Genomic DNA, 25781 nt, shown 5'->3' with positions numbered 1-25781 from the left:
GCGAGAGGACCGACGTGGCCATTCATCCTGTGGACGCGACCCTGGAGGCCGCGAAGATCGATCCCGACCAGCGTGCCGAGCGGCTCAAGGGGGTGAAGCTCGACGGCGCCGGCTGGAAGTACGCGCTCACGCGCGCGCTCAAGGAGTTCGGCAACGACGGCGGCACCGACCTGGCCGCGAAGCTCACCTACTACCTGGTGCTCTCGCTGGCCCCCTCGCTGCTGGCCGTGTTCTCCATCCTGTCCCTCGTGCTCGCCTCCAACCGCGGAGCCATCGACGATCTGCTGGGGCAGCTGACCGGTCTGGTCCCGAGCGACTACCAGGCGCTCGTCACGAACCTGGTGACCACCATGAGCGACTCGGCCGCCTCAGGCGGCGGGATCATCGCCCTCGTCATCGGCATCGCGACCGCCCTGTGGTCCGCCTCCGCGTACGTGAAGGCGTTCAATCGCTCGGCCAACACGGTGTACGGCTACGAGGAGGGCCGCGGCCTGGTGAAGCTGACGCTGACCAACCTGCTCACCACGCTCATCCTGATCGTGGGCATCGTGGTCGTGCTGATCTCGCTGGCGCTGAACCGCTCACTCGTGGACGGCTTCCTCCAGCCGATCGCCGGCCCGCTCGGCATGACCGGCGTGGTGAACTTCCTCTCGGACACGTTCCTGCCGGTGTGGGCGTGGGTGAAGTGGCCCGTCGTCGTCCTGATCCTGCTGCTGCTGATCGCGACCCTGTACTACACCACCCCGAACGTCCAGAAGCCGCGCTTCCACCTCTTCGGCCCCGGCAACATCGTGGCGCTGGTGGGCATGGTGCTGGCCGCGGTGGCCCTGTCCGTGTACTTCACGCAGTTCGCCGGCTACTCGGCGTACGGCGCGATCGGCACGATCATGGCGCTGCTGTTCGCCCTGTGGATCTTCAACATCGTGCTGCTGCTCGGCCTGGAGGTCGACGCCGAGGTGGAGCGTGCCCGCCAGCTCGAGGCCGGCCTGCCCGCCGAGGCTCGGGTGCAGCTGCCCCCGAAGGACGTGGCCGGGGTGGAGAAGCGCGCCGAGAAGCAGACGGCCGTGGAGGAGCGCGGCTACGAGCTGCGGGCGGTCCACGAGGGCCGCTGACCGCACCCGACGCGGGGCCCTCAGCGCCGGGCCGCCCGGTAGCCGTCCGCCTGGGCCGCGGCGGCGGAGGCGTAGCAGTTGCGCGCGTTGGTCTTGCCGTAGTGCTGCTGACCGGGCATGTGGTAGATGCCCGAGTTGTCGTTGGCCTTGACCGGGTGGGAGTCCGGGCACACGGAGTCGGCTCCGCGCACCGGCCCCGCGTCGCCGGACGCGGGGGCCGCCTCCGGGGCGGGGGCCGGGGCCGCCTCCGGGATGGGCTCTGCCGCGGCGCCGCACTCCCCGGAGAACCTGCCGACGCCGTTCGCCCGGGCCTGCTCCCACGCCGCCTCGACCTCGGGCAGGAAACGGTCGTTGCCGTCGAAGACCGCCGGCTCGCCATAGCCCAGGCGGGCCATCTCGGCGTTGACCAGGACGCCGTCGGCGTACACGCCGGCGAGGAGGCGGTCATAGCGGTCGTAGAGCCGGCGGTCGTACCGCAGCACCACCGTGTCGCCGGGGCTGATCATCGACTTCAGCGCCGCCGTCGCCTCCGGGCCCATGCACTCGACCGGCTTCGAGGGGTGACGGGTCTCGGGGGTGTCGATGTTGAGCAGGCGCACCCGCGTGGACACCTCGCCGAGGGTCACGCGGAGCGTGTCGCCGTCCGAGATCGACTCGACCGTGACCACGTCTCCCTCGACGTCGGCCGGGGCGGCGGGCGCCGCCGGCTCGGCACTGCGGGAGCCTTCAGCAGTACGCGACTCCTCCGCGGCACGTGCGGCACGCGACTCGGCGGCCCCGCTCGAGGACGACGCTGCGGCGCGCGAGCTCTGCGCGGCGGAGGATGAGGCGGCCAGCGACGACGCAGCGGCGCGACTCGTCGCGGCCGCGTCGACGGACGGGGTGGGCGTCGTCGGCATCGTGCTGACCGACGCGGAGGTGTCGGCGGCGCTCTCCGGGGTGACGCCGTCGTCGGTGGCGGTGCAGCCGGTGAGCAGGAGCAGAGACAGTGCGGCCGCGGGGAGCGCCGCGCGCAGACGGGCAAGGGGCACGAGGATCCTGGAGGGGAAGGGACGGGGACATGACGAAGGCCCCGCCGTGAGGCGGGGCCTTCGGATCACCACATCATCGCATGTGGGAGGCACAGGGGTTGCTGCACGTCACAACAGCCTCGTCCCCCGTTCCGTCAACGACGACGGGGGTCAGCGGCGGCCGTCGATGGGGTCGCCGCCGCCGTCGAGGGCGTCGAGGACGAGGTCGCGGGCCTCGCCCGTCGCGGACCGGCGGGAGAGCAGCAGCGCGGCCAGCCAGCACAGCAGGACGATCGCCGCGCCGCCCCACGCCAGGAGGGCGAGGCTGCCCGAGAGCAGCCCCGTGCCGTCCGCGCGGCCGACGCCGATCCACACCAGACCCCACGCGAGCGCGAACGCCGGAGCCGGGCGGCCGCCGTTGTACACGGCCGTGAACGCACCGATCAGCACGGCCACCACGAGCATCACCTTCGCCCAGAGGGACGACTGCCCCGGATCGCCGACGACGCCGGTCGAGGCCAGCCACGCGGCCAGGTTCGCCACGGCGGCGATCGAGACCCAGCCCAGATGCAGGCCCTGCACCCCGTCCAGGAGGATCCGCTCACCCCAGCTGTGCGCGCGGACGGATTCGAGGAGCACCAGGATCCACGCCAGGCACGCCAGCAGCAGCGCGATCACCACGACGCTCAGCCCCAGCAGCCCGGCCTGCACCGTCCAGATCCACGCGGCGTTGAGCAGCACCGAGACCAGGATCCACGGTCGCAGGCGGTCGTGACGGGCGGACTGGGCCGAGGGGAGGAACTGCCACACGGCGTAGGCGAACAGGCCCGCGTAGATCACGGACCAGATGCCGAACGCGGGGGTCGCCGGGGACACCCAGGTGGCGTCCGGGCCGAGCCAGCCGCCCGCGGCCTCGGCCACGGGGGTCAGGCCGCCGACGACGCCGGAGCCCAGGAACGCGGCCACGACCGCGAGGATCACGACCACGAGCATGGCCACCCGGCCGCCCGTCGAGGACAGCCCCGTCCCCGAGCTGGGGACGCGCGCCGCGGCGTCGGGGCCGAAGGGGCTGCGGGACGGGCCGAGGTCGGTGGCGGTGCTCATGGGTGCTCCCGTGGGGTGATCGTCGGGGGTGCGCCCCGGGCGGGGCGGGTCTCAGGGTCAGCGTAGCCGCCGGGCCCATCGCGGGCACGGGCCACCGCGGCCTAGGGTGGGGGCATGCGCACTCCCTCCCCGATCGGACTCCTGCTGGACGTGGACGGCCCCGTGGCCTCCACCGAGACCCGGACCGTGCCGGAGGGGATCATCGACGTGCTCGTCCGCCTCGCGCGGCGCGGGGTGCCGGTCGGCTTCAACACGGGCCGCTCCACGGACTTCCTCCTGCACAGCGTGATCGCCCCGCTGCGCGACGCGGGCCTCCCAGACGACGCCCCCTTCCACGCGGTCTGTGAGAAGGGCGCCGTGTGGTTCCCGTTCTCCGCGGTGCCCTCCGGGGACCTGCCCGACGTCACCGTGGACGGCACCGCCCCGGACTGGCTCCGCACCGACCCGGACATGGCCATCGACGCGGACACCCGTGACGCAATCTGGGCCCTCAACGATGAGCGCGCCGGGGACCTGCAGTTCACGGACCACACCAAGCTGGCCATGGTCTCCCTCGAGAAGACAGTGGGCGCGGACCAGACGGAGTACGAGCGGGTGCGCGACGACGTCGCCGCGGGCGTCGAGGGCCTGCTCGCCGAGCGCGGACTCGCCGAGGAGGTGCGCGTGGCCCCCTCGGTGATCTCGGTGGACGTCGAGCACCGCTCCTCCGGCAAGGACCTGGGCGTCGAGCGCTGCTTCGACCTGCTGGCGGAGGCGGGCACCCCGGTGCCCGAACGCTGGCTCACCGCGGGCGACTCGCGCAGCGACTACGCCATGGCCGACCGGCTGCACGAGCGCGGACTCACCGTGGAGCACATGGACGTGCGCCCCGCCGACGGCGTCCCCGAGAAGCCCTACGGCGTGGTGACGGCGGCGATCCTCGCCGAACGCGGCATCGGCGACGCCGACGACATCCACGAGCGGGCGGGCGAGTCCCTGCTGCGCTGGGTCGAGCGCGACCTGCTGCGCTGACCAGGCCGGACGCCCCCTCTGGGCGGCCGACCCTCCCCGGGCCTGGACCTCGACCCCTAGCGTGGAAGGCAAAGCGGCGCCCCTGCCGAACCGGCCCGGGCGCCTCCCGACCAGAGAAGAGGTTCCACCGTGGCCACTGTCGCCCAGAACATCGTCGAGACCCTCCACGCCTCGGGCGTGCGCCGCATGTACGGCGTGCCCGGGGACTCCCTCAACGGGCTGACCGAGGCCCTGCGCTCCCACGGCGGCATCCAGTGGGTGCACACCCGGCACGAGGAGACCGCGGCCTTCGCCGCCTCCGCCGAGTCCCAGCTCACGGATGAGCTCGCGGTCTGCGTGGGCTCGTGCGGTCCGGGCAACCTCCACCTGATCAACGGCCTGTTCGACGCGCAGCGCTCCCGCACTCCGGTGCTCGCGATCGCCGCGCACATCCCCTCGGAGGAGATCGGCTCGGGCTACTTCCAGGAGACCCACCCACAGGACCTGTTCCGCGAGTGCTCCGTCTACGTGGAGCACGTCTCCTCGGCGGACCAGATGCCCCGCATGCTGCGCACCGCGATGCGGGCCGCCGTCGAGCAGCGGGGCGTGGCCGTGCTCGTGATCCCGGGCGACGTGGCCCTCACCGAGCTCTCCGCGAAGCCCGAGGTGATCCGTCACACGCCGTCCCGCGTCATCCCGGCCGACTCCGTGCTGCGCGAGGCCGCCGAGGCCCTGGACTCGTCCAAGCGGATCACCATCCTGGCCGGCGCGGGTGCGGCCGGCGCCCACGACGAGGTCGTGGCCCTGGCAGAGCGGCTGCAGGCCCCGATCGTCCACGCTCTGCGCGGCAAGGACCGGATCGAGTACGACAACCCGTATGACGTCGGCTTGACCGGCCTGCTCGGCTTCGCCTCCGGCTACCACGCGCTCAAGGAGGCCAAGACGCTGCTGATCCTCGGCTCCTCCCTGCCGTACCGGCAGTTCTACCCCGAGGACGCCACGGTCATCCAGGTGGACGTGCGCGGCGAGCAGATCGGCCGACGGGTGGCCGTGGACGTGCCGCTCGTGGGCGGTGTGAAGGAGACGGCCCAGGCCCTGCTGCCGCTGCTGCGCGGGAACTCGTCGTCGGCGTTCCTGGACAAGGCGCTCAAGCACTACGCCAAGACCCGCAAGGACCTCGACCAGCTGGCCTCCCCGGGACGCGGACGCGTGCATCCGCAGTACGTGGCCCGCCTCCTCGACGAGCTGGCCGACGACGACGTGGTGTTCCTGCCCGACGTCGGCTCCCCCGTGATCTGGGCTTCCCGGTACCTGACGATGAACGGGCGCCGCCGGATCATCGGCTCCCTGTCCCACGGCTCCATGGCCAACGCGGTCACCCAGGCGGTCGGCGCCCAGGCGGTCGACCCCACCCGCCAGGTGGTGGCGATGGCCGGCGACGGCGGGCTGGCCATGATGCTCGGCGAGCTGATGTCGTTCGTGCAGAACGGCCTGCCCGTGAAGACGCTCGTGTTCGACAACGACTCGCTGAACTTCGTGGAGCTCGAGATGATGGCCGCCGGGTTCGTCCCCTACGGGACGAGCCTGGAGAACCCGGACTTCGCGGCGATCGCGGAGGCGATCGGCATCAAGGGCTTCCGCGCGGACCACACGACGGACCTGCCCGCGGTGATGCGCGAGTTCCTCGCCCACGACGGGCCGGCGCTGCTGGTGGTCAAGACCGAGCGTCAGGAGCTGACGATCCCGCCGAGCATCGAGTTCGAGCAGGCCAAGGGCTTCGCGCTCTACGCCATGCGCACCGTCCTGGACGGCAAGGGCACCAAGCTGCTCGACCTCGCGAAGGCGAACCTGCGCCAGCTCTTCTGACCTGCCGCGCACGACGACGCCCCGGACGCTGGCGGCGTCCGGGCCGTCGTCGTGGTGGGGCGGGGAGAGCCCAGCCCCGCCGGCAGGTCAGGCGCGGTGGGCGCCGCCCTCGGCGACGATCGGGTGCTCGGCCGTGCCGGCGACGCCCTGGGTGATCAGGCCGTCGGCGCGGTGCTCCCAGAAGTCCGCGTTGCGGATGCCGAGCGGGCGCGGATCGAACTGCGGGTCGAGACCCTGGCGCTTCTGTGCGCGGTAGTCCTTGAGGGCCTTGAGGGCCGGGCCCTGCAGCACCAGGATGCCGAGGATGTTCAGCCAGGCCATGGAGCCCACGCCGATGTCGCCGAGGCCCCAGGCCGCACCCGTGGTGGCGACGGCGCCGTAGGCCACCGACACGAGGATCAGAGCCTGCAGGAAGCGCAGCGCGACGCGGCGGACCATGCCGTTGCGCAGGTTGCGCGTGAGGAACACGAGGTTGACCTCGGCCATGTAGTAGTACGCCACGATCGTGGTGAAGGCGAAGAACGCCAGCGCCACGGCCACGAACGTGGGGCCGAAGCCGGAGAACATGGCGTCGAAGCCGGTCTGGACGAAGGCCGGGCCCTCGGAGGCCGTCGGCGAGACGATGCCCTCGAACAGCAGGCCGGAGCCGGACCCGTCCGAGTACACCCGGTAGGCGCCCGTGGAGATGATGATGAACGCGGTGGCCGAGCAGACGAAGAGCGTGTCGATGTACACGGCGAACGCCTGCACGAAGCCCTGCTTGGCCGGGTGCGAGACCTCGGCGGCCGCGGCGGCGTGCGGACCCGTGCCCTGGCCGGCCTCGTTGGAGTAGACGCCGCGCTTCACGCCCCACTGGATGGCGAGGCCGAGGATCGCGCCGAACACGGCGTGCACGCCGAACGCGCTGGAGAAGATGGAGCCGAAGACCTCAGGGATCTGGTCGAAGTTCAGGAACAGCACGATCAGCGCGAGGACGATGTACAGCACGGCCATCACGGGCACCACGTAGACGGCGAACGTCGCGATGCGCTTCACGCCGCCCAGGACGATGAAGGCCAACAGGATGACCATGGCCAGGGCCACGACCCAGGCGGGCACGGCCCACGCCTCGCCCACGGCCGCGGCCACGCCGTTGGCCTGCACGCCCGGCAGGAAGTAGCTGGTGGCGAAGACGGTGACGACGGCGAACAGGATCGCGTACGCCTTGAACGCGGGGGCGGCGGCCGTGTGCTTGTAGGCCTTCTCCAGGTAGTACGCCGGGCCGCCGCGGTACTCGCCGGTGTCCGGGTCGCGCTCCTTGTAGATCTGGCCGAGCGTGCACTCGATGAAGGATGTGGCGGCGCCGAGCAGGGCCATGACCCACATCCAGAACACGGCGCCGGGGCCGCCGAACGCGATGGCCGTGGCGACGCCGCCGATGTTGCCCATGCCGACGCGGCCGGCGAGCGACATCATGAGGGACTGGAGGGACGAGGTGCCGTCCGCGGAGTCCTGGCCCTCGCGGAGCTGCTTCACCATGTCCGGGATGTTCACGAACTGCAGGAACATGGTCCGGATGGTGAAGTAGAGGCCGACGATCAGGCAGAGCCAGATCAGGGCCGGGGACCAGATGACGTCGTTCACGGCGGTGATGAGATCTGCGAAGGACATGGGGTCTCCAGATCGGGGTGGGGATGGCCGGTGCGGTGCGAGCTCCGAGCGGCGGCCGCCGGCGGTCCCGGACGACTGGGGAGAAGGATACGCGCAAATGTGACCCGCGTCTCGCATCCAGCGCGGCGGGCCGCTGCCGTCGGGCGCGCGGCCCGCGACGACAGCAGCCCCGGACATGCGAAAAGCCCCGGAACCACTGGGGTCCCGGGGCCTACCCGCGGAGGATGGGGGATTTGAACCCCCGAGGGCTGTTAACCCAACACGCGTTCCAGGCGTGCGCCATAGGCCGCTAGGCGAATCCTCCTTGGTGCGCCCTCAGGCGGCGGACCGCGCGAGGGCAGGCTCCATCATAACCAGATCGTCCTGGGCCGCGCCAATCCTCCGCGGGAGGCGCGAGCTCGGCCTGGGCCTCCCCGCGGCCCGAATCGCCGCGCCCGCCGCCGCCCTGGTAGAGTCGTCGGCGGCCCCTCACGTGGTGTCATCTCGCTGAACTCCCCCAGGACCGGAAGGTAGCAAGGGTAGGTGGGCTCTGGCAGGTGCGTGAGGGGTCTTCGCTTTCCCCAGGAGATCCCATGCCCGCCGGACGCTACGCCCCCTCCCCCACGGGAAGCCTGCACCTGGGCAACCTGCGCACCGCGCTCGTCGCGTGGCTCGCGGCGCGCGCCACGGACCGCGCCTTCCTGCTGCGGATCGAGGACCTGGACCGCGTCCGCTCCGGGGCCGAGGCCGACCAGCGGGCGGACCTGGCCGCCGTCGGGCTGGATTGGGACGCCGAGCCGGTGCGTCAGTCCGAACGCACCGGCCTGTACGACGCCGCCGTGGCCGCCCTGCGCGCCGCGCACGGCGCGGACGCGGTCTACGAGTGCTTCTGCTCGCGCAAGGACATCGCCGAGGCGACGTCGGCCCCACACCCGAGGCCCGACGACGGCGCCCCCGCCCCCGGTGGCACCGTGCCGCTGCGTCCGCCCGGCTTCTATCCGGGCACCTGCCGGGACCTGACGGAGGCCGAGCGGGCCGAGCGACGGCGGGTGCGTCCCGCCGCCCTGCGGATCGACGCGGCGAAGGTTGCGGGCCTGCCGGCGGGCGGGATCCCCCGCGCCACCGCCGTGGACGTGCTGCACGGCGAGGTCACGGGCCTGGTCGACGACCTGGTGCTGCGCCGGAACGACGGGGCGTACGCGTACAACCTGGCCGTCGTCGTGGACGACCTGGCGCAGGGCGTGGACCAGGTGGTCCGCGGTGACGACCTGCTCGACTCGGCCCCGCGTCAGCGCTGGCTGGCCGAGGCGCTGTGCGCCGGGCGCGGGGAGCCGACGCCCGCGGTGGAGTACCTGCACGTGCCGCTCGTGCTGAATGCGGAGGGGCGGCGGCTGGCCAAGCGGGACGGCGCCGTGACGCTCGAGGACCTCGCCGCGCAGGACCCGGCGTGGACCCCCGAGCGGGTGCGGGACCGGCTGCTGGAGTCCCTCGGCCTGCCCGCGGGACCGCTGGCGGCCGCCGTGCCCGCGTTCGACCCGGCCGCCCTGCCGCGTGATCCGTGGGTGTTCACCGGGCTCTGAGCGGGCCGGCGCCCTGATCCGCCGCAGGCCCGGCCCCGGTCAGAGGACCTGGGCGGCCTGGTCGAAGTCGAGGCGGCCCTGGCGGGGCTGCTGCGCCTTCTCGTCGTCTGCGGCGGCGTGGCCCACGTTGATCACCAGGAGGGACTTCCAGGCACGGTCCGCATGGAACTCGGCGTCCACGGCGGCGGCGTCGAACCCGGCCATGGGGCCGACCTCGAGCCCGTGCGCGCGCAGGGCCACGAGCAGGTAGCCCACCTGGATGAGCGCGTTCGTGCGGCCCATCCCCTCGCGCATGCCCGGCTTGCCCTCGGCATCCTCCTCGAAGCCCTCCCGGAACGGGGCGAGGTGGCCCATGTGGCGGTGCCAGTCGAGGTCGTAGGAGGCGATCATTGTGAGCGGGGCGCGCTCCGTCTTCTCCCGGTTGAACTCGATCATGAGCGGGGCCAGGCGGGCGCGGGCCTCGGGGCTGTCCACGACGTCGAGCCGCAGCGGCTGGTTGTTCATGGCGGTCGGCGCCCAGCGGAGGTCCGCGTAGGCCCGCTCGATCAGCGCGAGGTCGACGGGCTCGTCCGAGAAGAGCTGCGTCGTGTGGCGGTCCGCGAAGAGGCGGTCGATCTCGGCCTGACTCAGCGGTCCCGCGTCCGGGGCCGGCTGCGTGGGGTGGATCGTGTCCTCGGCGTCGGTGTGCATGTGCGTGGTGGTCATGGGCCAGGGAACGGGCCGGCGGGCGTGCGCATTCCCCGGCTCCCTTAGCCCGTCCGCCCGCCGGATAGGCTTTCGAGGGTGAGCACCGCCCTGTATCGCCGCTACCGCCCGGACCGTTTCGAGGACGTGATCGGGCAGGACCATGTCACGGTCCCGCTGCGCACCGCACTGGCGAAGGACCGCGTGAACCACGCCTACCTCTTCTCCGGCCCGCGCGGCTGCGGCAAGACCACGTCCGCCCGCATCCTCGCGCGCTGCCTGAACTGCGCCCAAGGCCCCACGCCCACGCCGTGCGGCGAGTGCGACTCGTGCCGGGACCTGGCCACCGGCGGGCCGGGCTCGCTGGACGTGCTGGAGATCGACGCGGCCTCGCACGGCGGTGTGGAGGACGCCCGCGGCCTGCGCGAGCGGGCCACGTTCGCCCCGGTCCGGGACCGCTACAAGATCCTCATCATCGACGAGGCGCACATGGTCACCGCGGCGGGCTTCAACGCGCTGCTCAAGATCGTGGAGGAGCCGCCGGAGCACCTGAAGTTCATCTTCGCCACCACGGAGCCGGAGAAGGTCATCGGGACCATCCGCTCCCGCACCCACCACTACCCGTTCCGGCTCGTGCCGCCGGAGCCGCTCATCGCCTACCTCGAGCAGCTGTGCGCGGAGGAGGGCGTGTCCGTGGAGAAGGGCGTGCTGCCGCTCGTGGTGCGCGCCGGCACGGGCTCGGTGCGTGACACGCTCTCCGTGCTGGACCAGCTGATCGCGGGTGCCCAGGAGGGCCAGGTCTCCTACGAGCTCGCGGTGAGCCTGCTCGGCTTCACCCCGGAAGCCCTGCTGGACGACGTGATCGACGCCGTCGCCGCGGACGACACCCCCACCGTGTTCCGCGTGGTGGACCGCGTGGTGCAGTCCGGCCAGGACCCGCGCCGCTTCGTCGAGGACCTGCTGGACCGCTTCCGCGACCTCGTGATCGCCCGTGCCCTGCCGGAGGAGGCCGGGGCGATCCTGCACGGCATGCCGGAGGACCAGGTGCGGCGTCTGTCGGCGCAGGCCGCGCAGCTCTCCCGCGCGGAGCTCTCCCGCCTCGCGGACGTCACCAACCTCGCGCTGACGGACATGGTGGGGGCCACCAGTCCCCGCCTGCACCTCGAGCTGCTCATGGCGCGCCTGCTGCTGCCTGCCTCGGACGAGACGCACCGCGGCCTGGCCGCCCGCCTCGAGGCCCTCGAACGGCGCCTGGAGCTCGGTGGCGCCGCGCCCGTCGAGGACGGCGCCCCGGAGGGCACGACGACGCCGGCCCGGTCCGGCACGCCCGCCGCGGACGGCGGCGGATCGGCCGAGAACGCGGAGGGCTCCGGCACTCTGACCGGTGCCGCGCTCGCCCGGGCCGCCATGCGGCGGCCGGAGGAGCCCGCGCCGACCGCGTCCACCGCCCCGCCGGAGCGCTGGACGCCGCCTGCCCCGCAGTCCGCGGCAGAGGCGCCGGAGGGGGACGCCGCCGCCGGGGCCACGGGGTCCGAGCGTCCGCAGCAGGCGCCGCAGCCCGGGCGGCCCGAACCGGCTGAGGTCGGGGCCCGTTCCGGGGACACGCGCCGCCCGGAGGCCGGGAGCCGCGCCGAGCCTGAGGGCCGGCCCGAGCCCGAGGGCCGGTCCCAGGCCCAGGAGCGCACCGGTGCCGCGCCGGCCCCCGCCCACGGGCCGGAGGAGACGGCCGCGCCGTCGAGCCCCACGCCCGCCCCGGCGGCGAGCCAGGTGGAGATGATCCGCCGGGCCTGGCCGGACATCCTCACGGCCCTCGAGGACGCCTCACGCCTGGTGTGGATGCTGGTGAAGGACAACGCGAGCGTCGCGGGCTACGACGGCTCGTTGCTGACGATCGGCTTCCAGCAGGACGGGCCCCGCCAGTCGCTGCTCGGCCGGGGCGGTGACCGCGTGCTCGGCGAGGCCGTCCACCAGGTGCTCGGCATCCGCCCGCGGCTCGATCTGATCCTCGGTGGGGACGCGCCGACCGGGGACGCCCGCGCACAGTCCGGCGCTCGCCCGGCCGGCCCGGCGCGGACGGACCGGCCTGAGCGTCCGGCCCCGCAGCAGGGCCGGCCCGACCGACCGACGGCGCAGCCGAACCGGCCCGCTCCGGCACCGGGGCAGGCCCCACGCGAGCCGGAGTCCTCCCGCCCCACCCCGCCGCGCTCCGCCGCACCCTCCACCGCGGAGGACGATCCGGCGCCGCCGGCCGCTCCGCCCCGGGCCACGCAGCAGCGTCAGACGCCGGAGCCGTCCCCCGCCTGGACGCCCGCGGCTCCCGCCACCTCCTGGGGGCCGGCGCCGACGTCGTCGACGACGCCCGCCCCCGCCCCGCCGGCGGACGGCTGGGGCGGCCCGGACGAGGAGCCGCCCGCCTGGGACGACGCTCCCCCGCCCGAGGAGGACCCGTGGGACTCGCTGCCCGCGTTCGACCCGGACGCGGAGCAGGACGACTCGGACGGCCCCGAGGGCTGGACCCCGCCGGCCCGCGACGCCGAGGAGCGGCCCGTCGGCGCCGCCGGCTGGGACGGCCCCGTGCCGTCGGTCGAGGACTGGGGGGCGCCGCCGCAGCCCGCACCGGCCCCCGGCGGCGCCGCGCCGGAGGCCGGCCAGGGCCCCCCGGCCCGGCCTGACGCCCCGACCCCCGGCGAGAGCGAGCCGAGCGCCGAGGAGGTCCGTCGGGCCTACGACCCGGGGCCGCTGGTCCGCGAGGAGGAGCACTCGATCCCCGTGTTCGCCCGTCCGGAGGCGGAGCTGCGCGCGGAGTTCGCGAAGCGCTTCGGCGCGACCCGTCCCGCCGGCTTCGACGACGGCGCGGGCGCGGCCGCGGACGGTGACTCCGCCCGGCCTGCCACGCCGTCGCCCGCCCCGGACGACGACGCAGCGGCCACGGAGCGACGCGATCTCCACCCGGCCGCCTCGGGCGCCGGCCCGTCCTCGGACGAGGAGCGGCGCCCCACGGGCTCGCCCACGGCCGACGCGACCCCTGACCCGGGCGTGCCCGCCGACGACGCAGACGCCGCGCCGCGCGCGGCTGCCGGCCCGACCGGTTCGGACTTCCCGGGTTCGGGCCATCCGGCGAGCATGTACCCGCGGCTCATGGAGCGGCTGCGGGCCGGTGGGCCCCTCGAGCCTCCGGTGAACGCGGGCTCGAGCGGCGGCGGCGGGACGGGCGGCGGCCCCGGCGCTCCCGGTGGCCCCGACCCGGACGCCTCGCCGGGCTCCCCCGCCGGGGGCCGGCCGAGCGCGGCCTCGCTCGGGGCGCGCCCCGCCGACGTCGAGCCCGCCGGGGGAGCCTCGGCGCTGCCGTCGTTGGACGCGCGGGCCGCGGCCATCCGTGCCGCCCGCGAGGCCGCCCAGGGTCGCGGCCCGGCCCGGCCCGCCGACACCGGCCCCGCCGCCCCGGCGACGTCCGGTGTGGGGTGGGAGGACGAGGTCGCCAGCGACGACGACGTCCCGCTCGAGGACTCGGGCCTCGTGGGCCGAGCCGTCGTCGAACGGGTGCTCGGCGGCCGTCTGCTCGAGGAACGCCCCAACGACGCCTGAGGCGAACGCGCCCGTACGCCGTCCGGGGCCGCGGGCATGATGGACGCGGCGCCGGACCACGGCGCCGCGTCGGGGCGCACGGACCACGAGACGCACCATCGGACGAGGGAGACGGATGTACCAGGGCGCGGTGCAGGACCTGATCGACGAGCTCGGCCGCCTGCCGGGCATCGGGCCGAAGTCCGCCCAGCGCATCGCCTTCCACATGCTGGAGGCGGACCGGGAGGACATGCTGCGGCTGGCGGACGCCATCCGCACGGTCAAGGACAGGGTGCGGCTGTGCTCGGTCTGCTTCAACGTCTCCGAGGACGAGGTGTGCTCGCTCTGCCGGGATGAGCGCCGGGACCGCTCCCAGATCTGCGTGGTCGAGGAGTCGCAGGACGTCATGGCCATGGAGCGCACCCGCGCCTTCCAGGGCCGCTACCACGTGCTCGGCGGCGCCATCAATCCGATCGCCGGCATCGGCCCCGAGCAGCTGCACGTCCGCGAGCTGCTTACCCGGCTGCAGGACGAGGCCGTGCAGGAGGTCATCCTCGCCACGGATCCCAATCTCGAGGGCGAGGCCACGGCCACCTACCTCGGCCGGCTCCTCGGCGCCACGGGCATCCGCGTCACGCGCCTGGCCTCCGGTCTGCCCGTCGGCGGGGACCTCGAGTACGCGGACGAGGTCACCCTCGGCCGTGCCTTCGAGGGACGCCGCCTGATCAGCGGCTGACTCCGGCCGGCGTCGAGCAGGTCCCGCCCGACGCCGGCCCGGCTCAGGCCACGCGCGTGCCGGCGGGCAGCCGCCCGGCCGGGGTGTCCAGGCGACGGTGGCCCCACCAGCTCAGCCCGGCCACCAGCACACCCTGCATCGCCAGACCGAGCGGCCACACCGGCCAGGTGCCCTGCCGGTCCGGCACGCCGGTGCTGTCGAGACCGCGCAGCTCGCCGTCGAGGCACTCGACGTCCCGGACGGGGTCTCGCTGGGTCCAGCGCAGGCCCACGGACAGCAGGTTGAGCGGCCCGGGCTCCGCCCGGGTCCCGTCCTCGATGAGCCCACCCTCCCAGGGGGAGGCATCCGCGAGCACGGCGTACGGGTTCGCCGCGAGCAGCCATCCGCTGCGCCGCGGGTCGGGGATCGTCCGGGTGGTCACCGGGCCGACGCACCGGTCGGCGATCCCGTCGTACAGCTCCGGGTGCGCCGCCTCCCACTCGGCCCAGGCCTGCTCCGCCTCCTCCGGGGTCATCTTCTCGAGCTCCGCCTCGGTGAACGGCTCCGCCGTCATGGAGCCGTACTCGGCGTCGCTGGCCCGCACCTCGGTCTGCAGGAACTGCAGGGACAGCCCGAAGGCCACCAGGGTGCCGATCGTCAGCGCCGCCACGATCAGGTACGTCACCACGACGGCGAACAGCGTGCGCCCGGTGATCGCCGAGACGGCCACGCCGATCCCCGCGATCATGCCGAACTCCACGAGGATCATCACGAGCCCCACCAGCACGGCCCACGGGGACACGCGCCCCACCACGGCCGCGACCGCCAGCCACGGCAGCGCGGCCGCGAGGAACGCGGCGGAGGCGATCCACGCGGCCAGCCACTTGCCCGCCATCAGGTGCCCGGTCCGCAGCAGGGTGACCTGGGTGATGGCCAGGGTGCCGCCGGCACGGTCGCCCGAGATCGCGTTGGCCGCCAGGGCGGGCGAGACCAGCAGCGAGAGGGTGAGGACGAAGAGCAGGACGCCGTCGAAGAGCGTCCGCCCCAGGGCGCGCATCTGCTGCTCCGCCAGCTCCGGCTCCATGCCGGACGCCTCCATCTCCGCCACGCCCAGGCTTCGCAGTCCGAGGGCGCCGAGGGTCACCGCCCCCACCACCGCGAAGAAGACGCCCAGCAGCACGTACCAGCCGCGCGAGCGCAGCCGCTGACGCAGTTCCATGCCCACCACGGTGGCCACGGCCTGGGCCGCGCCGAGGCGTCCCCCCGGCTGCGGCTGAGGCGGGCGGCGGTCGTGGATCGAGGTCGCGACGGCGGTGCTCACGGCCGGTCTCCTTCGGTGCGGGGGCCCTCCAGATGGAGGCCCAGGTAGGCGTTCTCGAGGCGGGAGCCCTCCGGGGCGAAGTGGCTGACGAGCACACCCTCGCGCACGAGGTCCGCGAGCAGCGCGGCCGCGGCGGCCTCGCCCCGCAGCTGCACCACGACGCCGTCCCGGCGCTGGCCCGCGCCGGCGCCGGTGGCCGCGGTGACGGTGAGGCCGCGGGTCTCGAGGGCGCGGACGAGGGTGTCCCGGGCCGTCGGGTCGGGTCCGGCGATCCGGTAGGGGCGGGCGAGGTCGTCGGTGGCGCGGAACTCCTGGGTGGCCACCGTGGCGCCCTCATGGAGGAACACGGCGCGATCGGACATCTCCTCGAGCTCGGCGAGCACGTGGGAGGAGACGAGCACAGCGGTGCCGGTTGCGGCCATGGCGCGCAGGTCGTCCCGCAGCCGGATGCGGGCGGCCGGGTCGAGGCCGTTGGCGGGTTCGTCCAGGAGCAGGACGGAGGGCCGGTGCACGGTGGCCCGAGCCAGGGACAGGCGCTGCTGCTGGCCGCGGGAGAGCACGCGGGCGGGCCGGTGGGCGAACTCCGTGAGCTCGACCCACGCGAGCTGCTCGTCCGCGCGCGCCGACGCCTCCGCCTTCCCCATGCCGTAGAGCCGGCCCAGGCTGGCGAGGATGTCGTGGCAGGTCAGCTCCTCCCACACGCCCAGGGTGTCGGGCATCCAGCCGAGCCGTCGCCGGGCCTCGACGGGCTCGCGCACCGCGTCCACCCCGGCCACGGACACGGCGCCGGCGTCCGGGCGCAGCAGGGTGGCCAGGATCAGCAGGAGCGTGGTCTTGCCCGAGCCGTTCGGGCCGACGAGGGCCGTCACGGAGCCGGCGGGCACGGTGAGGGAGACGTCCCGCACCGCATGGACGGCGCCGAACGAGCGGGCGAGGCCGTGGGCCACGATCCCGTCGTGGGCGGCCGCCCCCAGGACGGGTGAGGCGGGCGGGGGTGCTGGAGCGGTCATGGCCCCATCCTTGCCGGGCCGTGCTCGGACGCGGATCCACCCGGGGGATGATCCCGGCGCCGGTCCCAGCCCGACCGGGGTCGCAGGCAGGGCCGCGGGCGCCGTCGTCCTGACCGACCACGGGCGCCGGGTCCAGCATCCGGAACAGGGGTTCACCTGGCGGACTCGCGCGGGTGCGCGCCCCTAGACTTGGCCCGAACCGACCCTCGATCCCGTCCGGAGCGACCCATGAGTCTCATCGTCCAGAAGTTCGGCGGCTCCTCCGTGGCCGACGCCGCCGGCATCCAGCGCGTGGCCCGCCGCGTCGCGGACACGGTCCGGGCCGGGAACCGCGTGTGCGTCGTGGTCTCGGCCATGGGCGACACCACGGACGAGCTGCTCGACCTCGCCGCCGAGCTCACGCAGGACGCGCCCGCGCGCGAGATGGACATCCTGCTCTCGGCCGGCGAGCGCATCTCCATGTCCCTGCTGGCGATGGCGATCCACGCCGAGGGCGTCGAGGCCCGCTCCTACACCGGCTCCCAGGCCGGCATGCTGACGGACACCTCGTACGGCCGGGCCCGGATCGTCAAGGTCAACCCCCACCGCGTGCAGGAGGCCCTCGACGCCGGCCGCGTGGCCATCGTGGCCGGGTTCCAGGGCATGAGCCCCGAGTCCAAGGACATCACCACCATGGGCCGCGGCGGCTCGGACACCACGGCCGTCGCCCTCGCCGCCGCGCTCGGCGCGGACGTGTGCGAGATCTACACGGACGTGGACGGCGTCTACTCGGCGGACCCGCGCGTCGTGCCGACCGCCCGCAAGCTCACCGAGCTCTCCTCCGAGGAGACCCTCGAGATGGCGGCCTCCGGATCCAAGGTGCTGCACCTGCGCTCCGTGGAGTACGCGCGCCGCTTCGGCGTGCCGCTGCACGTGCGTTCCTCCTTCTCCGACCATGAGGGCACTTGGATCATGCCCGACCCGAACGACACCATCACCCTTCAGGAAGGCGCTCCCATGGAACAGCCCATCGTCTCCGGCGTCGCCCACGACCGCTCCGAGGGCAAGGTCACGATCGTCGGCGTCCCCGACGTGCCCGGCAAGGCCGCCGAGATCTTCCGCGTGATCGCCGTGTCCAACGTGAACATCGACATGATCGTGCAGAACATCTCCCGCGAGGGATCGGGCCGCACGGACATCTCCTTCACCCTGCCGATCGTGGAGGGCAAGGACGCCATGGCCGCCCTGCGCGCCGCCCAGGACCGGATCGGCTTCCAGGACATCGTCTCGGACCCGGAGATCGGCAAGCTCTCGCTGATCGGCGCGGGCATGCGCTCCAACCCGGGCGTCTCCGCCACCTTCTTCAAGGCGCTCGCCGACGCCGGCGTGAACGTGGACCTCATCTCCACTTCGGAGATCCGCATCTCCGTGGTCACCGCCGAGGACAAGCTCGACGACGCCGTCCGCGCCGTGCACGCCGCCTTCGGCCTCGACGCCGAGGAGGAGGCCACGGTCTACGGCGGCACCGGCCGCTGACGCCGCACCCGCCGCTGCCCCACCCACCACGACGCCGGCCCCGCACCTTCAGCGTGAAGGTGCGGGGCCGGCGTCGTGGTGGGCGGTTCCTCCCGTTCCGTCAGCGAGGACGGAGGGGGTCGGCGGTCACGGGACCTGGACGGTCACGTCGGTCGTGATGCCCGCGTCCCAGGTGACGAGGCCCTTCCAGGTGCCCGAGGTCAGGCCGGACCAGGAGAGGGTCGCCTCGGTGGCCTTGCCCGAGGTCACGGGGACCGGGTTCGGGGAGACGGTGAGGTTGCCCGCGTCCTCGCGCAGCTTGAGCGTCTCGAGGGTGCCGGTGTCCTTGCCGCCGTTGGCCGCGTACAGGTGGCCGACCACGGTGTAGGCGCCCGGGGTGGGGTTGGCGATCGTCAGCGTCTCGGACTCGTCCGCGGTCGCCCGGGAGAGCTGCTTGCCCTCGGGGGTGATCACGTACAGGTCCCAGTCGGCGCCGGCGGCGCCCGCGTTGATCGAGGCCACCAGGGACTTGGTGCCCTCCTCCACGGTCACCGTGGACACGGCCAGTGCGCTGGACACGAGCGAGTTGCTCGCGGTGGCGGCGGCCACGGTGGAGTCCACCTTGCCCAGGCCCAGGACCTGCGGGGTCAGCTCACCGGTCACGCCGGGGGTGATCTCCACATTGGCGGAGCCGGTGGCGCCCGAGCCCTCGACGGCGGAGGTGACGGTCGCGGACTTCGCCTTGACGGTGACCGGGGAGGTCACCGCCGGGACGGCCTTGCCCTTGGCGGTGGTCCAAGACATGGAGCCGTGGGTCCAGGTGTTCACGGCGGCGTCGGTGCGGGTGACGGTCAGCTCGACGTCGGCGGACTGGCCGGCCTTCAGGTCCAGCACGGCCGGGGAGGCGGTCACCTCGAAGCCGGGCACGTTCGCGGAGAACTGCCAGCGGCCGTTCTCCAAGGCGGTCACGGTGCGGGTCACGGTGGCCGAGCCGACGACGTCGGGGATCGCCAGGGACGGGACGTTCACGTCACGGCCGGCGATGTCGCCGCGCAGCAGCGCGTCCCACTGCTCCTTGCCGGAGTCGTAGACCAGGCCCGGACGGGCGGCGGCGGCCGGATCGGCGGAGCCGGCACCCGTGGCGAAGTTGTCCGTGTTCACGGTGCCGTCGGCGTTGTACACGTCGCCGGCGGTGGTCATGAGGGCGGACTTCACGGCCATCGGGGACCAGGCCGGGTACTTGCCGATCAGCAGCGTGGCCATGCCGGCCAGGTTCGGCGAGGCCATGGACGTGCCGGACATCAGGCCGAACGTGTTGCCGTGGTAGTCGGGGTCCAGCGGGGAGACGCCGGCGATCACGTTCACACCGGGGGCGGCGAGGTCGGGCTTCAGGAGCTCCTGGTTCACGGCGTTGGCCGGGCCGCGGGAGGAGAAGCCGGCGATCTGGGGCAGCGGGTCCTCCGGCAGGCCGGTGGTGTCGCCCGGGACGATCGTGGCGGTGAGGTCGGAGGACTTCACCTTCTCGATCACGCCGTTGTCGTTCATGTGCACGGTCGGCACCGCGTGGATGTCCGCGTCCAGCGAGCCGGACGGGGTGTTCACGAGGATCATGCCGACGCCGCCGGCCTCCTCCACCACCTGCGACTTCTCGGTGCGGGCGTTCACGCCGCGCTCGCAGAGCACGATCTTGCCGGCGGCCTCCTCGGTGAGCCCGCCGGGCAGGCAGAGACGCGCGGCCTCGGCGTCGCCGGCGGCGGCCTCGGACGCGTGGATGACCTCGGCCGGGCCCACGCCGGTGCGGGCCGAGGAGGCGCCGCGGAGCTGCGTGCCGTCGGAGAACTGCACGGTGGCGGTGAGCTCGTTGGAGAACGTCTCCGCGGCCACGGTGGTCAGCCACGGGGAGCCGTGGTTCACGGTGTTCGGGCCGGGGCCGGAGTTGCCGCCGGAGGCGGCCACGAAGATGCCGGCCTCGGCGGCGGACTTGAAGGCCATGGCCACCGGGTCCACGATCGAGGTGTTGGAGCCGGAGATCGAGTAGTTCAGCACGTCCACGTTGTTCTCGATGGCCTGCTCGACGGCGGCCACGGAGGCGGAGGTGTAGCAGCCGCCGGTGTCCGGATCGGTGTCCTCCCAGCAGATCTTGTAGGAGATCAGGTGGGCGGCCGGGGCCACGCCCGCGCCCTCGCCGAAGGAGTCGCCGTCGATGGTCTGCTCCACCCCGGTGTTGCCGAGGATGGTGGTGGCCACGTGGGTGCCGTGGGAGAACACGCCCAGCGGGGAGATGCGCTCCTCCGGGGCCCGCTCGTCCACCGGGACGAAGCGCTCGAAGTCGTCGGAGAAGGCGTAGGCGCCGATCAGCTTGGAGTCGCACGACGACGCCGGGAAGTCCGGGCCGGTCTCGCATTCGGCCGTGGCGGTGGTGCCGTCCGCCTTGAGCACGGCGATCTGGCCGTCCGCGGTGCGGTACGGCACGCCGACCTTGGCCTTGCCCTTGAGCGGCTGGACGGGCTGACCGTCGATGAACGGGTTGTCCGGGTGGATGCCGGAGTCGATGACGCCGACCACCACGCCCTTGCCCGCGTTCTCGGCCTTGCCGTACACGGACTTCCAGGTGCCCTTCTTGCCGGGCAGGCCGAGGAATTCGGTGGAGCTGTAGTCCGGGGCCACCTGCTCGTCCGGTGCGACGCCGAGCACGGCCGGGTCCTTCGCGATCGCCTGGGCCTCCTCGGCGGTCAGCTCGGCGACGAACGCGTTCACGGCGCGCTGGAAGGAGATCTCGGCCTTGGCGCCGTGGGTCTTCGCGACCTTCGCCTGCTGGCGCTGGAGCTTGGCCTCGTAGTTCTTCACGCGCGGGTGCGAGGGGTCGAACTTCGCCTTCGGGGCGGCGCCCGGAACGGCGCCGGCCTCGGGGGCGGTCACCGACGGCTGGTCCTTCAGGACCACGAAGTAGCGGCCGTCCTCGAACTGCTGCTGGACCTGCACCTCGCCCTGCGGGCTGGAGACGGTGCTGCCGTCGGGCAGTTCGACGGCGGTGGCCGACACCGCGAGCGCGGGAGCGGCCACGAGGCTCGCGCCGGCGACGGCCGCGGCCAGGGCCCGACGGCGCCGGGCTGGGGTGGGGTTCTGAGGCATTGCCTCCGCCTTTCTCATCAAGGTCCGCCCAGCTCTCACCCGTGGCACGCCGGCGGGGATGACGCCGGGGGACGGGGAGATCGGCGCCCATGTGATGGGCACCACAGCGAGACATGTGCAATCTACCGTCCGGTAGGGCGTTTGACCAGATCTTTGCCAGGCAACGTCCAGGACCGTCGAATTGGGGCCGCCGGAGTGCGCTCCTCGCGTCGGCATCACGTGGGCCCGCTCGCTCCCGAGGGGCGCCACGGGGGAGGATGGTGGGGTCATGCCCGAGCCACGCACCGCCCCCGCGCCCTCCGAGACCCTGCCGCCCGCCGTCGTCGCCCTGCCCGCCGACGTGTGGCGGGCCCACGCGCTGGCGCACCGCGAGCGCATCGCCCGACGCACGGACCCGCTGGTGGCCCTGCGGATGCGGGGCGAGAAGCACCCGGTGCAGGACTTCCTCTTCGGCTACTACACGCACTCCCCCGCCGCGCTGCAGCGCTGGCACCCCGGGCCGGGGGTCCTCCTCGCGGACGACGACGGCGCCGCGGCCCGCGCCGAGGCGGCCGAGCTGGGCACGACCCCGCGGGGCGAGTGGAAGCACTACCGGCGCGTCGAGGCCGGCGAGGTGGCAGGCGCCGTCGTCGACGGCCGCCCGGTGGGCGGCTGGCTGGTGGACGTGGCGGCGGTGCTGGCCGACCGCGCGTCGGGGGTGGCGTTCACGCGGGAACTGCTCGCGCGCACGGCGGGGCGGGCGCCGCGCCTGGGCTGCTTCGGGCTGCACGAGTGGGCGATGGCGTACCGCTCGGACGTGCACGGGGTGCGGCACTCCCAGCTGCCGCTGCGGCTCGGGGCCGGGGGGACGGACGCGGTGGTGGAGGGCTCGCGGATCCGGTGCACGCACTTCGACGCGTTCCGGTTCTTCGCACCCGAGGCGCGCGACCGCAACGAGGGCGACGACGGCGTCCTGCCCACGCGCGCCGGGATGCGGGAGATGGAGCAGCCCGGCTGCCTGCACGCGGGGATGGACCTGTACAAGTGGGCGTACAAGCTGGTGCCGGTGGTCGACTCGGACCTGCTCGCGGACTGCTTCGACCTCGCGTGGGACATCCGCCGGCTGGACATGGAGGCCTCGCCGTACGACCTGACCGGAGTGGACGACCTCTCCGACGGGCGCGGCGGCTACGCGGCCGTGCGGATCGAGGAGCCGGCCGGGCGTGCCGAGTACGCGCGGCGACAGCGCGAGTTCGCCGCGCGGGGCCAGTCGCTGCGGGTGCGGCTGCTGGCGGTGCTGGACGCGGCCGCGGGGGCGGCCCCCGGGACCGGGCCGGACGCCGAGTGGACTACCAGCGCACGTCCATGACTAGGATGGCCGCTCTACAGGCTGTGAGGCGCATCACTCGCGTCATCCGGTGACCGCCCCGGCCCTCTCCGCACCGAACGACTCGAGGACCTGACGTGACCAGAACCGTTCCAGCTCGCCGCCGCACCACGCTCGCCGCCGCCGTCGCGGCCGTCTCGCTCGCCGTCACGGCCGCCGCCCCCGCGCTCTCCGCGCCCGGCAACGGCAACGGCAACGGCAACGGCAACGGGTCCGCATCGCAGGGTCAGGCCCGCTCCAACGACCTCTCCGCCACGCGCGGCAACAAGGTCAACGACGCCGCCGCGCTCGCGCCGCACCTCGTGGGCCAGACGCTGGACTGGGAGGCCTGCGACTTCGGCAGCGAGCGCCTCAACGCCCGGTTCAACGCGATCCCCGGCACCGCGTGCGCCGACGTCACGGTGCCGCGGGACTGGAAGAACCCCGAGGACGGCCACACCATCACCCTGCGCGTGGCCAAGACCGAGACCTCGAAGGGCAACCCGGAGCGCCAGGGCATCGCACTGGTGAACCCCGGCGGCCCGGGCGGCTCCGGTCTGCCCTGGGGCCCCGCCATGGCCGAGCGCGCCCCGGAGCTCGCCGAGCAGTACGACTTCATCGGCTTCGACCCCCGCGGCGTGGGCCAGTCCACCGCCCTGGAGTGCACCTACACGCCGAACCCCGAGCACGACGTGTGGCAGGACACGAAGGCCCAGGTCGACGCGTGCCTCGAGAACGAGCTCACCCCCTACATCACCACCGAGCAGACCGTGTACGACATGGACTTCATCCGCGCCGTCCTGGGCGAGGAGAAGACCTCCTACATCGGCTACTCGTACGGCACGTGGCTGGGCAGCTGGTACCAGCGCGTCTTCCCCCAGCACGCGCACCGGTTCCTGCTGGACTCCGCCGTGGACATCTCCCGCGACGGGCTCCAGACCACCTGGGACCTGCAGCCGCGCTCCCGCGACCGCCAGTTCCAGGACGCGATGCTCCCCTACGTGGCCCGGCACGACGAGATCTTCGGCCTCGGGGACAACCCGATGCAGATCCGGCAGCGCTGGGAGGACGTGGGCGGCACCCGCACCCAGCTCGGCATGATCGTCGCCGGCTCGTTCCTGCTGCCGGCCATGTACGACACGTCCCAGTACCTCGACGCCGGGTCCGTCATCGCCGCCTACATCCGCATCATGGAGTCCGAGGCCGCGGCCACGGACCCCGCGGGGCAGCGCACCCAGATCGAGCGCATCCTGGCCGAGGCCCGTGCGTCGCTGCCGGCCGAGGAGCGCGACTCCTTCGACCGCTTCGCCGCCCGCGGCCTGGAGACCGTGGGCGAGCGCGAGCAGCTCGTCGCCGCCACCCAGGCCGGTGACGCCGTCACCTTCGAGGGCGCGTTCTCGGCGATCCGCTGCCAGGACGGCCAGTGGAACACCTCGCAGGGATACTGGACCTCGTGGGTGGACGACCTCGGCCGCAAGGCCCCGTGGATCGGTGTGCTGATGGGCCCGTCGGAGTGCATGTACTGGCCCGCCCAGACCTCCATGCCCGCCCAGCCCGGTGGCAAGGGCGCCCCGAACACCGTGATCGTGCAGTCCGAGCTGGACGCGGCGACCCCGTACGAGGGCGGCCACCGCGCCGCCGGCGTGCTGCGCAACACGTCCCTCATCTCCGTGGACAACGAGGGCACCCACGGCCTGTTCCCGTACGGCACCGAGTGCGTGGACGCGCCCATCCGTGACTACTTCCTGACCGGCGCCCAGCCGGCCGAGAAGTCGCTGTGCGACGCCGTCCCGCTGCCGCTCGAGACCCAGCCGGTCCAGGTGGCCGGGACCCCGACGCACAAGGGCGACATCAAGATCTCGATGCGCACCGACGCCGTGCGCGAGGCCAACCGGATCACCCACGACGCGATCGAGCGTCAGCTGATCGACTCCCGCGCGGTGACCCCGGACGTCGAGGCCTTCCTGGAGGACTGACGGCCCGGGCACCCGGCACCCGGTCCGCCCCGACGGCCCAGCGACTCCCCCGCGGAGACGCCGGGCCGTCGTCATGCCCGGGGAGGCCCTGCAACGCTGGTTGGGTTGTCGCGGGTGCCGCCGCCCCACACCCCCGACAACTCAACCCGCGATGGGCAGCCGGAGGGGTGGCGTCGACGCCGAGGCCGATAGCCTCGCGCCATGATCCTGCACATCACCCTCCCGGAGGACTGGGCCGCCGCGCGTCGCACCGGCCGCTACACGGCATCGACGCGCGGCGCCTCGATCGATGACGTCGGCTTTCTCCACGCCTCCGACGACGCCGCCCAGGTGGGAATGGTCGGCGCGGCGATCTACCCGGACCGGCCGGACGCGTTCGTCGTCGGCCTGGACGAGGACGAACTGGCGGGGGCCGGCCTGCGGGTGCGGCGTGAGCCGGGAGACCCCTCCGATCCCCACTCGGCCGAGTTCCCGCACGTCTATCCGGGCGAGGCCGTCTCCGGGCACATCCCGTGGTCGATGCTCACCCCCGTGACCGACCCACGGGCGGACGCCCGCGTGCACCGCGAAGACTCGGCCGAGGCCGCTGCGCTGCTCGACGCCGGGTGGAGCGTGCGCTCCCGCTCCTGGGGCGCGCGCCTCCACCTCGACGACGACGCCGACCTGGCGCCCTACCGTGGCCACGTCGCGGCGGCCGAAGCGCGGGGAATCGAGGTGCGGAGACTGACCGCCGTCGACCTGCCTGCCCTGCGCGCCCTCGACGAGGAAGCGGCTCCCCGATTCCCGCGCACCGACGGCTCCCGTCACGAGCCGCTGCCGGACGACCTCGAGGCCCGACTGTCCACCCCAGCGGGGCTTGCCGTGGGGGCCTTCGAGGGAGGAGTGCTCATCGGATTCACCCTGACGTTCCGCTCCCCTGACCGGTGGGAGGTCGACCGCACCGCGGTCGCGTCCGAGCACGAGAACCGTGGCGTGGCGAAGGCCGTCAAGGCGGCGACTGTCCTGGCGACCCATGCCCGCGGTGGGCGCGAGTGGGGAACCGGCGGCGCCGAGTCCAACGCGGCGTCCCTGCGGATGAACGCGGCCCTCGGGTTCCGTCTCGAGCCTGCCTGGCTCGGGCTGACCCCGCCCACGACGTGGGAGGAGTTCGCGCGGGCCCCGGCGTCAAGCTCCCTTGACGACAAGGTCACTTGACTGTCAAGCTTGCTTCACAACGTCCGGTCGGACGGCCCCCACAGAGCCTCCGAGG

General features: G+C 73.6%; 17 protein-coding genes, 1 tRNA gene and 1 other RNA gene. 11 read left to right on the top strand and 8 right to left on the bottom strand.

Annotated elements, in window-relative coordinates:
• Positions 1 to 14: 14 nt before the first annotated feature.
• Entirely contained in the window at positions 15 to 1112 is a 1098-nt protein-coding gene (locus AC0VX0_RS01125) for a YihY/virulence factor BrkB family protein (protein WP_223247500.1), read from the top strand.
• 20 nt (positions 1113 to 1132) lie between these two features.
• Here AC0VX0_RS01125 and AC0VX0_RS01120 read toward each other — a convergent pair whose 3' ends face one another.
• On the bottom strand, positions 1133 to 2143 hold the full coding sequence (locus tag AC0VX0_RS01120; RefSeq protein WP_122054945.1) for a thermonuclease family protein: 1011 nt from the start codon (positions 2141 to 2143) through the stop codon (positions 1133 to 1135).
• Between the two features lie 150 nt (positions 2144 to 2293).
• Complete coding sequence (locus AC0VX0_RS01115; protein WP_145951206.1) at positions 2294 to 3226, bottom strand: tryptophan-rich sensory protein; 933 nt, start codon at positions 3224 to 3226, stop codon at positions 2294 to 2296.
• A 114-nt stretch (positions 3227 to 3340) separates the two neighbouring features.
• Here AC0VX0_RS01115 and AC0VX0_RS01110 point away from each other — a divergent pair, with 114 nt between their 5' ends.
• Positions 3341 to 4237 carry an HAD family hydrolase gene (locus tag AC0VX0_RS01110; protein ID WP_102708206.1) on the top strand — a complete coding sequence of 299 codons (897 nt, stop codon included), beginning with the start codon at positions 3341 to 3343 and terminating at the stop codon, positions 4235 to 4237.
• A gap of 129 nt (positions 4238 to 4366) precedes the next feature.
• Positions 4367 to 6082, top strand: coding sequence for a ubiquinone-dependent pyruvate dehydrogenase (gene poxB, locus AC0VX0_RS01105; protein ID WP_145951205.1), 1716 nt, complete (start codon positions 4367 to 4369; stop codon positions 6080 to 6082).
• An 87-nt stretch (positions 6083 to 6169) separates the two neighbouring features.
• Here poxB and AC0VX0_RS01100 read toward each other — a convergent pair whose 3' ends face one another.
• On the bottom strand, positions 6170 to 7732 hold the full coding sequence (locus tag AC0VX0_RS01100) for an alanine/glycine:cation symporter family protein (protein ID WP_145951204.1): 1563 nt from the start codon (positions 7730 to 7732) through the stop codon (positions 6170 to 6172).
• 218 nt (positions 7733 to 7950) lie between these two features.
• Positions 7951 to 8036 (bottom strand) — tRNA-Ser (locus AC0VX0_RS01095).
• A gap of 155 nt (positions 8037 to 8191) precedes the next feature.
• On the opposite strand from AC0VX0_RS01095, the gene ffs reads away from it, so the two are divergent.
• Together ffs and gluQRS are read left to right on the top strand one after the other, a co-directional pair.
• Positions 8192 to 8288: signal recognition particle sRNA small type (ffs, locus tag AC0VX0_RS01090), an RNA gene on the top strand.
• 16 nt (positions 8289 to 8304) lie between these two features.
• The gene (gene gluQRS / locus AC0VX0_RS01085; protein ID WP_145951203.1) at positions 8305 to 9291 is read left to right on the top strand and encodes a tRNA glutamyl-Q(34) synthetase GluQRS; all 987 of its coding nucleotides are present in this window, start codon (positions 8305 to 8307) and stop codon (positions 9289 to 9291) included.
• A gap of 39 nt (positions 9292 to 9330) precedes the next feature.
• Here gluQRS and AC0VX0_RS01080 read toward each other — a convergent pair whose 3' ends face one another.
• Positions 9331 to 9996 carry a malonic semialdehyde reductase gene (locus tag AC0VX0_RS01080; protein ID WP_070709156.1) on the bottom strand — a complete coding sequence of 222 codons (666 nt, stop codon included), beginning with the start codon at positions 9994 to 9996 and terminating at the stop codon, positions 9331 to 9333.
• A 78-nt stretch (positions 9997 to 10074) separates the two neighbouring features.
• On the opposite strand from AC0VX0_RS01080, the gene AC0VX0_RS01075 reads away from it, so the two are divergent.
• Together AC0VX0_RS01075 and recR are read left to right on the top strand one after the other, a co-directional pair.
• Positions 10075 to 13560, top strand: coding sequence for a DNA polymerase III subunit gamma and tau (locus tag AC0VX0_RS01075; protein WP_144861897.1), 3486 nt, complete (start codon positions 10075 to 10077; stop codon positions 13558 to 13560).
• Between the two features lie 115 nt (positions 13561 to 13675).
• On the top strand, positions 13676 to 14275 hold the full coding sequence (gene recR, locus AC0VX0_RS01070; protein ID WP_002856659.1) for a recombination mediator RecR: 600 nt from the start codon (positions 13676 to 13678) through the stop codon (positions 14273 to 14275).
• Positions 14276 to 14318: 43 nt separating this feature from the next.
• Here recR and AC0VX0_RS01065 read toward each other — a convergent pair whose 3' ends face one another.
• The gene (locus tag AC0VX0_RS01065; protein ID WP_144861895.1) at positions 14319 to 15575 is read right to left on the bottom strand and encodes an ABC transporter permease; all 1257 of its coding nucleotides are present in this window, start codon (positions 15573 to 15575) and stop codon (positions 14319 to 14321) included.
• Complete coding sequence (locus AC0VX0_RS01060; protein ID WP_119217573.1) at positions 15572 to 16585, bottom strand: ABC transporter ATP-binding protein; 1014 nt, start codon at positions 16583 to 16585, stop codon at positions 15572 to 15574. The genes AC0VX0_RS01065 and AC0VX0_RS01060 overlap by 4 nt, the downstream gene beginning before the upstream one ends.
• A gap of 228 nt (positions 16586 to 16813) precedes the next feature.
• Here AC0VX0_RS01060 and AC0VX0_RS01055 point away from each other — a divergent pair, with 228 nt between their 5' ends.
• Entirely contained in the window at positions 16814 to 18100 is a 1287-nt protein-coding gene (locus AC0VX0_RS01055) for an aspartate kinase (RefSeq protein WP_095347647.1), read from the top strand.
• Between the two features lie 126 nt (positions 18101 to 18226).
• On the opposite strand, the gene AC0VX0_RS01050 is transcribed toward AC0VX0_RS01055, so the two are convergent.
• A complete protein-coding gene (locus AC0VX0_RS01050) occupies positions 18227 to 21211 on the bottom strand; it encodes a S8 family serine peptidase (protein WP_357013721.1) in 2985 nt (994 codons plus the stop codon).
• Positions 21212 to 21479: 268 nt separating this feature from the next.
• Between AC0VX0_RS01050 and AC0VX0_RS01045 the strand changes: the two genes are divergently transcribed.
• From AC0VX0_RS01045 to AC0VX0_RS01035, 3 genes are all read left to right on the top strand, one after another.
• Complete coding sequence (locus tag AC0VX0_RS01045) at positions 21480 to 22559, top strand: 3-methyladenine DNA glycosylase (protein ID WP_357013718.1); 1080 nt, start codon at positions 21480 to 21482, stop codon at positions 22557 to 22559.
• A 95-nt stretch (positions 22560 to 22654) separates the two neighbouring features.
• A complete protein-coding gene (locus AC0VX0_RS01040) occupies positions 22655 to 24532 on the top strand; it encodes an alpha/beta hydrolase (protein ID WP_060973599.1) in 1878 nt (625 codons plus the stop codon).
• 201 nt (positions 24533 to 24733) lie between these two features.
• Entirely contained in the window at positions 24734 to 25726 is a 993-nt protein-coding gene (locus tag AC0VX0_RS01035; RefSeq protein WP_357013714.1) for a GNAT family N-acetyltransferase, read from the top strand.
• Positions 25727 to 25781: the final 55 nt, after the last annotated feature.

Source organism: Micrococcus sp. iso_26 (assembly GCF_056172975.1).
This window is presented reverse-complemented; position numbering and strand designations above follow the sequence as displayed.

What these genes read in the sequence shown, in the direction of transcription:
- recR (WP_002856659.1), top strand. Translation starts at nt 13,676, where the DNA reads ATGTACCAGGGCGCGGTGCAGGACCTGATCGACGAGCTCGGCCGCCTG.
- AC0VX0_RS01110 (WP_102708206.1), top strand. Translation starts at nt 3,341, where the DNA reads ATGCGCACTCCCTCCCCGATCGGACTCCTGCTGGACGTGGACGGCCCC.
- AC0VX0_RS01055 (WP_095347647.1), top strand. Translation starts at nt 16,814, where the DNA reads ATGAGTCTCATCGTCCAGAAGTTCGGCGGCTCCTCCGTGGCCGACGCC.
- AC0VX0_RS01045 (WP_357013718.1), top strand. Translation starts at nt 21,480, where the DNA reads ATGCCCGAGCCACGCACCGCCCCCGCGCCCTCCGAGACCCTGCCGCCC.
- AC0VX0_RS01080 (WP_070709156.1), bottom strand. Translation starts at nt 9,996, where the DNA reads ATGACCACCACGCACATGCACACCGACGCCGAGGACACGATCCACCCC.
- AC0VX0_RS01100 (WP_145951204.1), bottom strand. Translation starts at nt 7,732, where the DNA reads ATGTCCTTCGCAGATCTCATCACCGCCGTGAACGACGTCATCTGGTCC.
- gluQRS (WP_145951203.1), top strand. Translation starts at nt 8,305, where the DNA reads ATGCCCGCCGGACGCTACGCCCCCTCCCCCACGGGAAGCCTGCACCTG.
- AC0VX0_RS01060 (WP_119217573.1), bottom strand. Translation starts at nt 16,585, where the DNA reads ATGACCGCTCCAGCACCCCCGCCCGCCTCACCCGTCCTGGGGGCGGCC.
- AC0VX0_RS01035 (WP_357013714.1), top strand. Translation starts at nt 24,734, where the DNA reads ATGATCCTGCACATCACCCTCCCGGAGGACTGGGCCGCCGCGCGTCGC.
- AC0VX0_RS01050 (WP_357013721.1), bottom strand. Translation starts at nt 21,211, where the DNA reads ATGCCTCAGAACCCCACCCCAGCCCGGCGCCGTCGGGCCCTGGCCGCG.
- AC0VX0_RS01115 (WP_145951206.1), bottom strand. Translation starts at nt 3,226, where the DNA reads ATGAGCACCGCCACCGACCTCGGCCCGTCCCGCAGCCCCTTCGGCCCC.